The organism is Micromonospora musae, from assembly GCF_003626545.1.
GTDB classification, from domain to species: domain Bacteria; phylum Actinomycetota; class Actinomycetes; order Mycobacteriales; family Micromonosporaceae; genus Micromonospora; species Micromonospora musae.
On record NZ_RAZS01000004.1, the window covers coordinates 575,554 to 588,134 of the forward strand.

At 72.1% G+C, this 12,581-nt stretch carries 13 protein-coding genes; 3 read left to right on the forward strand and 10 right to left on the reverse strand.

From position 1 onward, the window contains the following. Nucleotides 1-9: 9 nt before the first annotated feature. The 4 genes from D7147_RS14480 to D7147_RS14495 all read right to left on the reverse strand — a co-directional run bounded on the left by D7147_RS14480 (nt 10) and on the right by D7147_RS14495 (nt 4,183). Nucleotides 10-1,479, reverse strand: coding sequence for a serine hydrolase domain-containing protein (locus tag D7147_RS14480; RefSeq protein ID WP_120677681.1), 1,470 nt, complete (start codon nt 1,477-1,479; stop codon nt 10-12). A gap of 64 nt (nt 1,480-1,543) precedes the next feature. Then, on the reverse strand, nt 1,544-2,053 hold the full coding sequence (locus D7147_RS14485) for an ArsR/SmtB family transcription factor (RefSeq protein WP_120677683.1): 510 nt from the start codon (nt 2,051-2,053) through the stop codon (nt 1,544-1,546). A gap of 85 nt (nt 2,054-2,138) precedes the next feature. After that, entirely contained in the window at nt 2,139-3,122 is a 984-nt protein-coding gene (locus tag D7147_RS14490; protein WP_120677685.1) for an MBL fold metallo-hydrolase, read from the reverse strand. 155 nt (nt 3,123-3,277) lie between these two features. Beyond that, complete coding sequence (locus D7147_RS14495; RefSeq protein ID WP_120677687.1) at nt 3,278-4,183, reverse strand: serine hydrolase; 906 nt, start codon at nt 4,181-4,183, stop codon at nt 3,278-3,280. 88 nt (nt 4,184-4,271) lie between these two features. Between D7147_RS14495 and D7147_RS14500 the strand changes: the two genes are divergently transcribed. After that, complete coding sequence (locus D7147_RS14500) at nt 4,272-5,231, forward strand: LysR family transcriptional regulator (RefSeq protein WP_120677880.1); 960 nt, start codon at nt 4,272-4,274, stop codon at nt 5,229-5,231. A 10-nt stretch (nt 5,232-5,241) separates the two neighbouring features. On the opposite strand, the gene D7147_RS14505 is transcribed toward D7147_RS14500, so the two are convergent. Together D7147_RS14505 and D7147_RS14510 are read right to left on the reverse strand one after the other, a co-directional pair. Beyond that, nucleotides 5,242-5,718 carry a YkgB family protein gene (locus D7147_RS14505; protein ID WP_120677689.1) on the reverse strand — a complete coding sequence of 159 codons (477 nt, stop codon included), beginning with the start codon at nt 5,716-5,718 and terminating at the stop codon, nt 5,242-5,244. Nucleotides 5,719-5,831: 113 nt separating this feature from the next. Then, nucleotides 5,832-6,767 carry a L,D-transpeptidase family protein gene (locus D7147_RS14510; RefSeq protein ID WP_147434699.1) on the reverse strand — a complete coding sequence of 312 codons (936 nt, stop codon included), beginning with the start codon at nt 6,765-6,767 and terminating at the stop codon, nt 5,832-5,834. A 318-nt stretch (nt 6,768-7,085) separates the two neighbouring features. Here D7147_RS14510 and D7147_RS14515 point away from each other — a divergent pair, with 318 nt between their 5' ends. Both D7147_RS14515 and D7147_RS14520 read left to right on the forward strand, forming a co-directional pair. Beyond that, on the forward strand, nt 7,086-7,937 hold the full coding sequence (locus tag D7147_RS14515) for an aldo/keto reductase (protein WP_120677693.1): 852 nt from the start codon (nt 7,086-7,088) through the stop codon (nt 7,935-7,937). Between the two features lie 76 nt (nt 7,938-8,013). Next, on the forward strand, nt 8,014-8,703 hold the full coding sequence (locus D7147_RS14520; protein WP_120677695.1) for a hypothetical protein: 690 nt from the start codon (nt 8,014-8,016) through the stop codon (nt 8,701-8,703). A 107-nt stretch (nt 8,704-8,810) separates the two neighbouring features. Here D7147_RS14520 and D7147_RS14525 read toward each other — a convergent pair whose 3' ends face one another. From D7147_RS14525 to D7147_RS14540, 4 genes are all read right to left on the reverse strand, one after another. Further along, nucleotides 8,811-10,343 carry a DUF6297 family protein gene (locus D7147_RS14525; RefSeq protein ID WP_120677697.1) on the reverse strand — a complete coding sequence of 511 codons (1,533 nt, stop codon included), beginning with the start codon at nt 10,341-10,343 and terminating at the stop codon, nt 8,811-8,813. Nucleotides 10,344-10,347: 4 nt separating this feature from the next. Next, nucleotides 10,348-11,037, reverse strand: a complete 690-nt coding sequence (locus D7147_RS14530) for an ABC transporter ATP-binding protein (RefSeq protein WP_120677699.1) — start codon at nt 11,035-11,037, stop codon at nt 10,348-10,350. Nucleotides 11,038-11,178: 141 nt separating this feature from the next. Then, complete coding sequence (locus tag D7147_RS14535) at nt 11,179-11,919, reverse strand: hypothetical protein (protein WP_120677701.1); 741 nt, start codon at nt 11,917-11,919, stop codon at nt 11,179-11,181. 82 nt (nt 11,920-12,001) lie between these two features. Further along, nucleotides 12,002-12,523 (reverse strand): GNAT family N-acetyltransferase, encoded by a 522-nt coding sequence (locus tag D7147_RS14540; protein ID WP_120677703.1) that lies wholly within the window; start codon nt 12,521-12,523, stop codon nt 12,002-12,004. Nucleotides 12,524-12,581 lie beyond the last annotated feature (58 nt).

The window sequence follows — 12,581 nt, forward strand, 5'->3', positions numbered from 1 at the left end:
GCGGTGCCGTCAGGCGGCGATGGCGACGAGCAGGGGCACGGCGACGAGCAGGGAGCCGGCGAGGGAGGCCAGCCGCCGCCGGGCCGGCGCTCCGGCGATCGTCGGCAACGCCCGCCAGTGGCGTACGGCCACCAGCAGCCCGGCGGCGGACAGGCCGACGCCGAGCGGCCAGAGCCAACCGGGCACCAGTGACCAGTTGCCGAGCCGGTGCCCGAGTCCGAGGTAGAGCAGAGCCCAGCCGGCGGTGCTGGCGAGGCTGAGCCGGTCGGGCATCCGGCGCGCCGTGCGCAGTAGGCTCGCCCCGCCCAGGAGCGAGAAGCCGAGGGCGAGGGCGGCACCGATCCAACCAGCGAGCGGCACCTGCGGACCGTCGTCGTCCGGGTCGGCGGGCACGCCGAGCAGGCGCAGCCCGAGCTGGTCGACGTCGTGCTCGGTGTTGCCGAGCACCACCACGCCCCGGCCGGTGGCCCGCTCGATCGCCGCGTACGACCGGAACCCACCGGTTCCGCCGTTGTGCCAGATGACCTCGCGGTCACCGTGCCGGCTGGTGAACCAGCCGTAGCCGATCCGGTCGCGGGCGTTCTCGGTGAAGCGGGCGGTGGCGGCGTCGGCTCCGGGGGCGGTGCCGGCGAGCAGCCCGACGAGCAGCCGGGACAGGTCCTCGGCTGTCGACCAGACCCCGATGCCGGCGGGGGCGTACCCGCTGCCCGACCAGGGGTCGGCGGTGCGGCCGCCGAGCTTCGCCCCGGTGGCCCGACCGCCCGGCAGCCGGTCGGCTTCGGTGGCGACCACGGTGTGCGTCATGCCCAGCGGGCGGAGCAGTTCACGGTCGAGCAGCTCGGGGTAGCCGGCGCCGGCCTGGGCGGCGAGCGCCTGCCCGAGCAGCGACACCCCGAAATTCGAGTAGTGCACCTCGCCGCGCCCGTCGCCGGGTTGCTTCTCGCTGGCGGCGTCGATGAGGCGCTCGGTGTCCCAGCGGGCGTACGGGTTGCCGGCGGTGAAGTTGGTCCAGACCGTCGTGAGCAGGTCGGCCGGGGAGGTGGCGAGTCGGGGCAGGCCGGAGCGGTGGCTGGCCAGCTCGGCGAGGGTGACCTCGCGGGTAGCCCCGGTGACCTGCGGCAGCGCGGCGGCGAGCGGGTCGTCCGGCCGCACCTCGCCGTCGGCGGCGCGCTGGGCGAGCAGCATCCCGGTCAGTGCCTTGCCGATGGAACCGATCTCGAACGGGGTGCCGGGCTCGACGGGCGGGCCGCCGGGGGCCCGGTCGCCGAGCCCGGCGGTGCGCACCCGGTGCGGCTCGATCAGGGCGACGGCGAGGCCACGGTAGCCGCGGCCGTCGTCGAGGGCGGCCCGGGTGGCGGCGGCCAGTGCGGCGTCTCCGGTGTGCCGTCCGCCGAGGGTGGGTGCGCCGGGCGCGAGGGGGATCGCCGCCACGGCGGCGGTGAGCCCGACGGCGAGCGTGAGTGCGGTCGGCTTGCGCATGATGCTCCTTCCGTCGTTCGGGCGGCGGGGTGCCGCCCGGGGTCGGGTCGGGCGGTGGGGTCGCTCAGCGGCGAGCGGCGGTGAGGATGGCGAGCAGCGGGACGACCCGTTCGGCAGGTACGGCGTACCGGCCGCGGCCGGCGCTGCGCAGCCAGCCGGCGGCGGTGAGTTGACGCAGGTGGTGGTGCAGTTGGCCGCTGGTGCCCAGCCCCTCGATCTCGGCCAGCTCGGCGGTGCCGCGCCGCCCGCCGAGGATCTCGCGCAGCAGGCGGAGCCGGACGGGGTGGGCCAGCGCGGTCAGCGTGCCGGCCAGCTCCGTCCAGTCGGCGTCGAGGACGGCGTCGACGGTGCGGCCGTACTGCCAGTCGTAGTGCTCGTCGCCGAGGCGGACGGCACCGGTGTAGAGCACCGCTCCGCCGCTGCCTTCGGGCAGGCGCTGCTTGAGCCCGTCGAGTGCCCAGAAGGTGTCACCGGGAACCTCCGCCGCAGCCGGTTCCGGTCGACCTCGGGACCGGTCGAGGAGCTCGGCGACCTGCGCCTCCAATGCGGCCAACCGCCGCTCGACATCCGCCACACATCGATACTACGAAGTTACGTAATTCCGTGCAACTGAGATCCGGCGGGTGGTCGCGTACCTCGCGACCACCCGCCACCCCCGATCAGAAGTGGTACGCGGTGCCGTACTCGGGCACGAGCACCCGGCTGCGCGGAGACGACTCACGTACGGCGGCGATCAGCTGGTCGAGACGCGTACGGTCGCTCGGCGCCACGGTGAGCGGGTTGCGCAGCTCCGTCTCGAAGTTGTCGAAGTGCACCGGCACGACGACCTTCGGATGGTCCAGCGCCGCCATCAGCCGGGCCACGTAGTCGGCGGTCACCGTGCTGCTGTTCAACGCCACCATGGCCACGTCCGGCGCGATACCGGCCAGGTTGCGTGCCACGAAGTCGCTGGCGCCCATGAAGAAGACGGTGGGCCCGCCGGCCACCCGCAGCACGTAGTTCAGCGTGTCGCCCTCCGGCAGGTCGGCGATGGTCTCCGGCTTCGCCGGCGGGTTCACCCGCACCCCGGGGAACGCCACGGAGTACGACACGTTGCGGCTGTGCAGCGAGGCGACGACCTCGACGGTGTAGTCGCCGAAGTCCATGACCTCGCCACCCTTCACCGCGCTGAGCTGCCCGGACGGCACCCCGTACGCGAGCCCGAGGTGGTACGCGGTAAGCGTCCCGAAGACCCGGGCGCCGGTGCGCCCCGCGATGTACGGCACGTCCATGAAGTGGTCCCAGTGGGTGTGCGTCACGAGCACCGTCTCGGCGCGGTCGACGTAGCTGTCGACCACTGCGGTGTTCACCTCGAGCGGGGTGGTCTCCTTGAAGGCGGCCTTGAACAGGCCGGTGTCGATCCGGCTCAGGAACGGGTCGACCAGGACGGTCCGGGCGCCGATGTCGACCCGCCAACCGGCGGTGCCCCACCAGCGGAAGCTGACCGGAGCGGGACGGCGGGTCGCGCTAGCGGGCATCGCCGCGGCGGCCGGAGCGGCCTGCGCCGGAGCGCCGAACGAGGTCGAGGCGAGGCCACCGGCGGTGACCAGGGCGGTCGAGGCGGCGGCGTCGCGGAGGAATCGGCGGCGGTCGAGACTGGGCATACGGGTGCGCTCCCTTGGAACTGGGCGATCGGTCGACGCAGAGCCAACCAGCGCCGACGGACGCACGTCCAAGATCAGCGAGGCGTCCGGTCGATATGCCATCGGGTATCGGACCTGGTCACGTCGGCCGCCCCGGCGCCTTCGCGGCCGGAAACTCACTCCCCGCGCAGCGCCTCGACCGCCGTACGGGCGGCCTCCCCCATCGCCAGGTCCACGTCGATCCGCCGGGTGGCGAGTTGAGCGGTGCGGGCGAAGACGGCGATCGCGTACCGGCCGCCGTCGGGGTACTCGGCGACACCGGCCTCCATGTGCAGCCCCGGCAGGGTGCCGGTCTTGCCGGCCACCCGCACGCCGGGCGGGAAGCCGGTGGCCAGCCGGGTCCAGAAGAGCTGACGGGCCATCCAGTTGCGGACCATGGCGCAGGCCGCGGCGGGCCCCGCCTCGTCCCGCCAGATCAGGCCGAGCAGCCCGGTGATGTCCCGCGCCGTGCTGGAGGTGGTCCGCTCCGGGTCGAAGACCCGCATGGCGTGGACCTGTTCGGCGCTCAACGTGGGGAAGATCCGCGCGAACTCCGCCTCGTTGCGCGCCCCCACGTCGGCGAGCATCACCTCGACGAGCTGCCGTGGCCCACCGACGATGCGGGTCCGGGCGAGGCCCAGCTCGGCGGCGAGCATCGGCAGCAGGTCCGGGCCGACCCGGCGCAACAGCAGGTCGGCGGCGGTGTTGTCGCTGACCGACATGGCGAAGTAGGCGAGATCGCGCAGCGACACCTCGGCGTCGTCGTCGCAGCCGGCCAACCCCCAGCCGCCGAGCCGGTCGGCGCCGGTGACCAGGACCCGTTCGGTGGGGTCGAGCTGTCCGGCGGTGACCTGCCGGGCGAACTCCAGCACCAGCAGGATCTTGAAGATCGAGGCGATCACCACCTGCTCGTCCGCCCCGACGGCGACCTCCCGGCCACCGGCGACCGTCCCCGCACCGGGGTCGTCGAGGTCCACCACGTGCAGATTGCCGATCACCCCGGCCCGGTTGAAGACGTCCTCGACCCGCTCGACCACCGCCACCCCCGAACGGTATCCACCTCCGATGGCGGTCCGCGGCCGGGACGACGACCAGCGGGCCCGCCCGCCGCGCTGGCGTATGGTCCGGCCCGTGGACCTGCTCCGACACCTGCGGCACTTCGTGCTGGTCGCCCGCGAGCTGCACTTCGGGCGGGCCGCCGAACTGCTCGGCATGGCCCAGCCGCCGCTGAGCCAGTCCATCCAGCGGCTGGAGCGGGAGTTGGAGGTGGAGCTCTTCGACAGGTCCCGCCGCCAGATCCGCCTCACCACCGCCGGTGAGCTGCTGCTCGGCGAGGCGGAGGAGCTCCTCGCCGGGGAGGGGCGGCTGCGCAACCTGATGCGCCAGGTGCGCGCGGGCGTGCTCGGCGTACTGCGGGCCGGGGTCCCGCCGGACACGCCGGCCGTACGACTGCACGCGTTGCTGGATCGGCTCGCCGAACGGGCGCCGGGGCTGGACGTGGAGCTGCACGAGCTGACCAGCGGCGAGCAGTTGCGCATGCTCGCCGAGCGGCGGCTCGACGTGGGGCTGGTGCACCACCCGGTCGAGGCGGAGGGGCTGCGCTTCGGCGCCCCGGTCGACGTACCGCTGGGGGTGCTGCTGCCGCGTACCTCACCACTGGCCCGACAGCGGGAGGTGGAGCTGGCGGCGCTGGCCGGGTTGGATCTGGTGACGGCGCCCCGCGCCACCGCGCCCGGCTGGCACGACCACCTGCTGGAGGTGTGCCGGCGGCAGGGCTTCCCAGCCACCCGGGTCCGCCCGGCCCACAACCCCGAGTTCCTCTTCGGGCTGGTGCTGGCCGGCGGCGCGGTGGCGATCGAACCCGCCACGACCGCGCGTCGGGAGCCGCGGATCGCGTGGCGACCGATCACCGGGACGCCCCTGCTCAAGCGCACCTCGGCGGTCTGGCCGGAGCGCTCCGCGCACCCGGCCGCGCCCATGTTCGCCCAGGTCTCCGCGGAGGTGTCGACCGACGCCGAACCGGCAGCCGGCACACCGCCGCAGGAGCCGACGCAGCGTCCATGGCCGGTGCTCTTCGACGCCCCCGGCTGACCGCCCGAAACTATGGATTGCCGGCGGGGCGGGCCGCGCCCAGCGACTCGGCAGCTGTCAGCAGAGCGGCACCGAGAAGCACTGTGTCTTTCAGCAGGAATTGCCCCAGCTGAGAAAGGCTCAATCTCCCCTGCCCTTGCTGCCGAGCCTCGGGCGTCGTGGCCAGGAAACTGAGTGTGGTGAGGAACATCCCGATCGCCCCGAAGCTACCGATCGCCGATGCTCTCGGGGCAAGCGGCTTCGCGGCGATCAGAGAGCCCAGGGTGATCTCCGTGACCCCGATGAGTCGGTTGAGCTTCTGTGCGCCCAGCTTCTTGCGGAGCCGCGAGAAGAGCGGACTCGGAACGACCAAGGGCTCGTCGTTCTCGACCTCGTACTGCTTGAACTTGAGCGAACCGATCCACAAGATGTTCGTGGCCAGTGCACCGCGCAGGACCGAGATGCCTACGGAGGCGAGGTCATCGGCGGATGCCTGTCGTATGCCCATCGCTCGCTCCTAGTCGCTGTGTCGACGGCCGGCGTGCTGGGGACCATTACCCGCTACGACCAGCCACACACCGAGGGCGAGCGCCGACCTGGGTTGTTATCAGCTCCGGGCGGTCAGTAGCGGCCGAGATTCTGGCTGGGTGCCATGACGATGCGCGGAGAGGCGGCTGGATCCAGCCACTCCAGTACCCGAAGCAGGTTCGACTGTGCCAACGAGACACAGCCGGCGGTGGCGCCGCTCCCCGAGACATGAAGGAAGATGCCGCTGCCACGGGCCGGGGTGGCCGACCTCACCGGGATGTTGTAGTTGATGACCGCGAAGTAGTTGTACTGCGGCACGGTCTGCCACAGCGCCTCGCTGTACCCGCCCGGGTTCGTGCCGTGCACAAAACTGTTGTACGTGGGCGAGCTGGGATTCTCGTCCCAGTAGTCGTTCGCCACGAGATGGTGGTAGCTGTACTTGACGCCCGGATTGCCGAGCACGCCGTACATGGTGGATCCAATGCCATAGACGCCCGTGGGCGTCGTGGAAATGCCCTCCTGATGGCTGTCGCTGAATCCCTTGGCGCCGATCCGCGCGCTCATCACCCCGAACTTCGGCCGCCACACGCCGTTGACCTTCTCGAATGTCTCGAGGGAGGCGACGCTCGTACCGTAGCCGTTGGTGTGGACGACGATGAGCTGACGAGTGCCGGCCGGAATCGTGTGCAGCCGGGAGGCGATGTTGCTCGATGCGGCCGGCGTCGCGGCTTCGCTGGTCGGAACACGCGACGGCGACCGGCTGAGAGACGGCTTCGTGGACCGGCTCGCCGGAGGTGGGAAGGACAGGCTCACTGAAGGCGACGGGGACCGGCTCGCCGAAGTCGAAGCGGAGGGACTCGCGGAGTCAGCCGGTCCGGGAGCGTCGATCACCGAGGTATCGGCCGGAGCCGACCCGGCGTCCACCGCGCCATCCCGGTCCGGATCTGCGCAGGATGTCAGTCCGAGCGTGCCGACCAGTACCACCCCCGCGATGGCACTGAACACGGCCCGCCTCAACGGTGTTCGCATTTGCTACTCCTCCACTGGCTCTTGATCTCCGCCACGCCGCCGGGGAGCCTAGCGTTGCCGATACTCAGGTCGAGGGCAGGGTCTTGCTGCTGCCGCTCGGTCCACGTGCCGATCGACGGCGCTCAACCACGACTCGTCGGCTCGGTGAAGCTGTGGGAAAATCCCGGCCATCCCGTGCGCCTTCGACGGGCTCCTCCTGATTTCGGTTGATCGTGTGAAACGGCGACTCGACCGGGTATGGGAGCAGATTGGTAGGTCCGGTCCCGTCGGGGGTGTGCACCGGGCCGGACGTTTCGGACGACGTGTGAAGGAGCCGCAGTGGCGAACACGATTCCCGCCATCAGCCTCAACGACGGCAACACCATTCCGCAGCTCGGCTTCGGGGTCTTCCAGGTCAAGCCGAGGGAGACCGCGGCGGCGGTCGCGAAGGCGCTGGAGGTCGGCTACCGGCACATCGACACCGCGGAGATGTACGGCAACGAGGCCGAGGTCGGTCAGGCGATCCACGCCTCCGGGCTGGACCGGCGCGACGTCTTCGTGACCAGCAAGCTGAGCAACGCGGCCCACCGGCCGGACGACGCCCGCCGCGCGTTCGACGCGACGCTCGCGGCGCTGGGGATGGAGTACGTCGACCTGTTCCTCATCCACTGGCCGCTGCCCACGCTCTACGACGGTGACTTCGTGTCGACCTGGAAGACGCTGGAGGAGTTCCAGCGGGACGGGCGCGCCCGGTCGATCGGTGTGTCGAACTTCCAGGTGCCGCACCTGGAGCGGCTGGCCGCCGAGACGCAGGTGGTGCCCGCCGTCAACCAGATCGAGGTGCACCCGTACTTCACCAACGACGAGGTGCGCGAGTACGGCAGCAAGCACAACATCCTCACCGAGGGCTGGTCACCGATCGCGCAGGGCAAGGTGCTGGACGATCCGACGATCGCCGACCTCGCCGAGCTGGTGGGCCGTACGCCGGCGCAGGTGGTGCTCCGCTGGCACGTGCAGCGCGGCGACATCATCTTCCCGAAGTCGACGACCCCGGCCCGGATCGAGGAGAACTTCCGCATCTTCGACTTCGAACTGGACGACGCCGCGATGGAGCGGATCACCGCCCTCGATCGCGGTGCCGCCGGGCGGCAGGGCAGCCACCCCGACACGTTCGACTGGGTACCGGCCTGACGTAACACCCGGCAGGGCGGCAGCGCACAGAGGAGGGGGCCGGGTCAGGCCCCCTCCTCATGTACGAAAGGCCGCGATGTCGCTCCGCCGTGCCACGCTCCCCCTGCTGTCGTTGCTCCTCCTGATCGGTACCACCGCCTGCGGCCCGAGCGCCGCCGCCGAGGCCCCCCGCTGGTCCGCACCGGAATCCCCGGCACCGCCGCCGCCCCCGCCGGCACCGACCTCCACGGCAGAGGTGGGTACCCGGGTGAAGACCGCGATGCTGGACCTGGACGCGAAGTTCCACCCGGAGACGGCCGCGTTCACCGAGGAGAACAGCGACGCCTGGAAGCTGATCTCCCTCTGCAAGGAGAGCCTCCCGTCGGACCGCAAGCGGACGGCCTACCGGGAGCGGGTCTGGGACGGCGACACGGTGTGGATCCGCCAGTACGTGGTCGGCTACCTGAAGGTGCCCGGACGCAAACTCGCCGACGAACTGCGATCGGTGCTGAAGAACTGCACGCAGTACGAGGTGCCGAACGACGGCCGTACCTCGACGATCGTTCGGCCTTCGCCGCCCCCGGTCCCGAACGGGCCGGACGTGATCACCTTCTGTGAGCGGCTGAAGGGCAACTCGACGCGGCACCAGTGCACGCTCTTCGTGACCCGCGGCAACTTCGTGATGGAGCTGGACGTGTCGGGTGAGAACGGCGACCTGGCCGCCGCCACCGCGCTGCTCAAGAAGATCGCCCCACTCGCCACGACCGCGCTGGAGAAGATCGCCTGAGCCATCGCCGGGCGGGCGAACCCCGCCCGGCGGCGCGCTTCCGGAAGGCCGCCTGGGTGGGCGAGCCGGGCTCGGGGACGTACGTGATCAGCCGACTGCGCGGCGTCCTACACGCCGACGATACGGGCGGTCTTACGGCGCAGCAGCAGCACGAGGCAGCCGGCGACCGACAGCATCGCCTGCACGAGCACGGACGACCAGCTGAGGTGTTCCGGGGCGCGCTCGGTCACCAGGGCGATCACCATCGGCAGCCCCAGCACGGCCACCACGTCCACCCCGTTGACCAGCCAGAGCAGCAGGCCGCTGGGGAACGCCCCCGCCGGGGTGTCGATGAAGATGTGGCCGAGGCTGTTGGCGCTGATCTTCGCGCGGTAGAGGGCGGCGACGGCGGCCGCTGGACCGGCCGCGAGGCCGAGCGCCCACCAGGGGCCGGAGAGCGCGTCCGTCGCCTGCGCCGCGCCCAGCGCGATCGCACCCCAGAGGGCGGCGATGCCGGCGGGCACCACCAGCCGCTGCGCGTAGACCTGCCGGAACGTGAGACCGAGCAGCCGCAGCGCGGCGGGATTCGACGCGTCGGAGTGGGTCGCCTCGCCGGTGACGCTGGCGGCGGCGAGCGCACCCACCAGGACGATACCGATCAGCAGCCAGACCGGCCCGTCGGCGACGACGGCGGGGGCCGTGGCGGTGCCGACCAGCCAGAGCAGCCGTCCTGGCTTGCGCCGGACCTGGAGCAGGTCCTGCGCCACCAGCGGCGGCACCCGACGATCACGAAGCAGTCGGGAGGTTCGGATGCCCGTGCGGTTGCGCCAGTACCGGCGGCTGCTCTGCGCGGAGATGAACGATGGCTCGATCGCGAAGACCGCGTCGGCGTACGAACCGGTCGCTGCCGACGTCTCGGCGATCCGGTGGGTGGGCCAGCTGTCCAGCCGCCACCACACCGAGACGACGGCGGCGAGGACGAGCGGGAGCGCCACGCCCGCCGCGACGAGTATCACCGAAGCCGGGGGCAGGACGTCCCCCGGTGGGGCGTACCCGCCGGTCAGGCGCTCGTGGACCGCGACCGCGACGAGTGCCGCGGCGGCGATGCCGGCGATCAGGTCGACGGCCCGGCCGCTTCTCGGCCGGGTCTGGGCGTGCACGGCGAGCAGCGCCAGGAGGAGGCCGATGGTGGCACCCCCGGCGACCGCCGCGACGACGACGGCCGACGTCACCGGACGTTCGGCGGCGCGGCCGGCGACGGCCAGCCCGACCAGACCACCCACCACGGTCGCCGAGAGCGCGGTGAGCAGCAGCGCGGGGGTCAGCAACGTTCGCCGGGGCACGGGCGCGGGCAGCAGCCAGGTGGCGTCCGCACGGCTGACGACCACCGGGCCGAGCCGCCGGAGCACACCGAGGAAGGCCAGCAGCACCAGGCCCGCGCCGACCAGCACCGGCACCGACAGCCCGGCGGCGTCGGCCGGCCAGACGACGACGCCGAGCGGCCGCCCGAACAGGACGACAGCCATCACGATCGCGAGCAGCACGCAGTAGACGCTGCTCGGGTCCACCCGACCGACGGCGGCGACCCTCATCCGTCGGAGGCGGCGTCGCACGTCGGCCGGGGCCGCCGGGGTGTGGGCCGGCGCGTGGGTGGTGGTCACCGGCTCAGTCCTCCGCCCGGCGCAGACCGACCTCGTCCGCGCCGACGTCGTGCCAGAACCGCTCGTCGTGGCTGGCCATCAGCAGCGTTCCGCCGCCGGCCAGGTAGTCGCGCAGGTGCGCGGCGAGCGCCCGCTTCGCCGCGGTGTCGAGGCGCTGTTCCGGTTCGTCGAGCACCAGCAGCCGGCTCGGGCGTACGAACGTCGCGGCGAGCAGGAACCGTTGGCGCTGGCCGGAGGAGAGGGTGATCGGCAGGCTGTCGGCCAGGCCGGTGATGCCGAGCAACGCGCAGACCTCGTCGATGCGCCCGTCGGCCGGATCTTCTCCGTTGGCGACCCGCACCAGGTCGAGATGTTCGCGCACGGTCAGGCCGTGGTACCAGGTCGGCGACTCGACGGTGGTCGCCACCTGCCGCCAGAACACGGGGCCGCTCTCGGGCGGCTCACCGAAGACGGTGACCGCCCCGCCGGAGGCCTGCTGAAGGCCGGTGACGCAGCGCAGCAGGGTCGACTTGCCGACCCCGTTCTCGCCGGTGAGAGCGACCACGGCGCCGGTGGGCACCTGGAGGTCCAGCCCGTCGATCACGGTCGTCGACCCGTACGTGACGGTCAGGTCGGTGACCTCGACCGCGTACCCGCCCGCCACCGCACCGCTCGATTCGCGGTCGCGCGTGGCGCTGATCTTCCCGTCCGGCATCCGCCAACTCTAGCGGCGCTCGACCGCTCCCCGATTCCTCAGCGGCCGACCCGGCCGGTCGGGGAGGAATCGCCTGCCTGTCGATCGCGGAGGGGGTCCGGCGGGGCCCCCTCCGATCGTGTCCCGGGAGGGTCCAGACCGTCAGGACGCCTGCTCGATCTCGGCGCGGAGCGCGGGGAACTCCGACCGGAGCTTCTCCTGGCTCTGCAGCGAGTGGATCAGCGCGCCGGTGCTGCCGCTGTCGGACCAGACGCAGACGGCGCCCGGCACACCGTTGATGTTGCCGTCTCCGCAGAAGGCCTGCCCACCGAGCGGGCCCGGGTCGGCCTCGGTGAAGTTGCCGACGTTGAGGGCCTTGCTCACCCCGGAGATGAAGAGCGAGAGGCGGCTCTCCCGGGTGGCGCCGGTCGACGCCACCGCGTTGACGATGACGATGTCCTGCTTCGCGATGTCGCCGTAGAGGCCCTGCGCAGTGGCGGTCACCTCCGGCACATCCGAATCCGCCGGAAGCCCCGCCTCGGACACCCCGCCGTCGTCGGCCCCGAGGTCGATCTTCGGGCGGCCGCCGAGCGTCTGCGGCGCGGCGACGGTGATCACCCGGCCGGGCACGTCGGGGTCCGCTCCGGCGGACTGCGACGGCGCCGGGCTGCCGGTGGCGGGAGCCCCCGCCGCGCCGCCGGGGGTCTTGTCGTTCTCGGCGGGGCTGGCGATGACCACGCCCACGAAGACCGCCCCGAGCAGCACGACGACCGCGCCGACCGCGATCAGCACCTTCTGGAGGAAGGTGGTCCTCGACGGCGGCCGCGACGGCGGGCCGTACGCCGTCGGTGCGGGCGGGTAGTTCGGGTACGGGCTCTGCTGCGGATCGACCGGCTGCGACATCGGTTACTCCAGTTGACTGAACGAGTTCACCACCGGCACGGATGACCCGGTCAGTCGGTTCACGACGGGGGCGCCGCCCGGATCACACTCCTACCCGCTCGGCCGGTGCGGTCAGGTCGAGCCGCCAGTCGTTGGAGCGCATGTACTCCCCCGGCGGATACTCGAAGTCGATCTCTCCGAGCAGCGTGAACCCGGCCTTGCGGCAGACCGCGTTCGAGGCCGGATTGCCGACCGACGGGTAGGCGTGCGCCCAGCGGCGGGTACGGCGATCACGTGCCGCGGCCACGACCGCCCGCACCGCCGCGGTCGCCAGCCCCCTCCCCTGGTGTTCGGGCAGCACCGCCCAACCCATCTCGTAGACCGGCTCACCCCGCCACTGCCGCTCCCAGTAGCCGACGCTGCCGACCTTCTCCCCGTCCGGCAGCACCACCGTGAACATGCACCCCTTGCCCGTCCCGGAGAAGCGCGCATACCTCTCATGCCGGGACACGACCTGCTCGTCGGTCTCCGAGCCACCCGTGTGCGCCCGAACCTCCGGCGCGTTGAGCCGTCGCAGCAGAGCCAGGTCGTCCTCGCTCCACGGCGCGATCCGCACCTGCGCCATCCCATCCCCCTCGTCGTCGTCCGGCAGTCAACCCGACGCCACCGACAACGCCACGGCA

Coding starts and splice junctions, on each gene's coding strand:
- D7147_RS14480 (WP_120677681.1), bottom strand. CDS start 1,479: ATGCGCAAGCCGACCGCACTCACGCTCGCCGTCGGGCTCACCGCCGCC.
- D7147_RS14490 (WP_120677685.1), bottom strand. CDS start 3,122: ATGCCCAGTCTCGACCGCCGCCGATTCCTCCGCGACGCCGCCGCCTCG.
- D7147_RS14505 (WP_120677689.1), bottom strand. CDS start 5,718: ATGGGCATACGACAGGCATCCGCCGATGACCTCGCCTCCGTAGGCATC.
- D7147_RS14510 (WP_147434699.1), bottom strand. CDS start 6,767: ATGCGAACACCGTTGAGGCGGGCCGTGTTCAGTGCCATCGCGGGGGTG.
- D7147_RS14520 (WP_120677695.1), top strand. CDS start 8,014: ATGTCGCTCCGCCGTGCCACGCTCCCCCTGCTGTCGTTGCTCCTCCTG.
- D7147_RS14530 (WP_120677699.1), bottom strand. CDS start 11,037: ATGCCGGACGGGAAGATCAGCGCCACGCGCGACCGCGAATCGAGCGGT.
- D7147_RS14535 (WP_120677701.1), bottom strand. CDS start 11,919: ATGTCGCAGCCGGTCGATCCGCAGCAGAGCCCGTACCCGAACTACCCG.
- D7147_RS14540 (WP_120677703.1), bottom strand. CDS start 12,523: ATGGCGCAGGTGCGGATCGCGCCGTGGAGCGAGGACGACCTGGCTCTG.